Raw genomic sequence first — 505 nt, 5'->3', positions numbered from 1 at the left:
ATGAACTCCTTTTCTGTCATACCAAGCTGCTTGGCGAAGGCGGCTGTTTCCTTGGTGGCAGTCAAAAGGATATTGGTCAGGCCACCGGAGGAAATTTCTGCGCTAAGGCCCAATTCCTCAAAAGCAGCGCCTAAACCGAGGGTTTGGTTTATTTCGGGCGCCAGGTTACCCAAGGCCCCAATCCGCTTGGTGAATTCTGCCACAGAGGGCGCGGTAGCAGAACCCGAGGCCCCCAATTCATTGAGGGCAGAGCCTATTTCCTGAATTGCCTCTCCTGGCTTTAGCTTGCTGGTTTCCTTGAATAACTTCTGAAGCGAACCAATTTCTTTGGCAACTTCCTCGGCCCCTCCCTTGAACTCGTCCCCCAAGGCTACCACTGCCTGGTCCGTGGCTTCCACAAACCCCAGCATCTCTTCTTTGGCGACACCCAACTGACCACCCACTACGGCAATCTGGGCCAACCCTTCCATGGAGGTTCTGGAGTCCAATTCCGTAAGAAGTCAGG

The 505-nt window shown here is 54.1% G+C and carries 1 protein-coding gene; it reads right to left on the bottom strand.

Annotated elements, in window-relative coordinates; all coding sequences use genetic code 11:
- On the bottom strand, nt 1-470 hold a 470-nt coding region (locus tag ACFP1K_RS41340; protein ID WP_380764104.1), incomplete at its 3' end, for a phage tail tape measure protein.
- Nucleotides 471-505 lie beyond the last annotated feature (35 nt).

Origin of the sequence: Sphaerisporangium aureirubrum (assembly GCF_042658925.1) — a bacterium.
Lineage (GTDB): Bacteria > Actinomycetota > Actinomycetes > Streptosporangiales > Streptosporangiaceae > Sphaerisporangium > Sphaerisporangium aureirubrum.
Note: the sequence above shows the minus strand (reverse complement) of the source record. Positions and strands in the feature narration are given on the sequence as shown.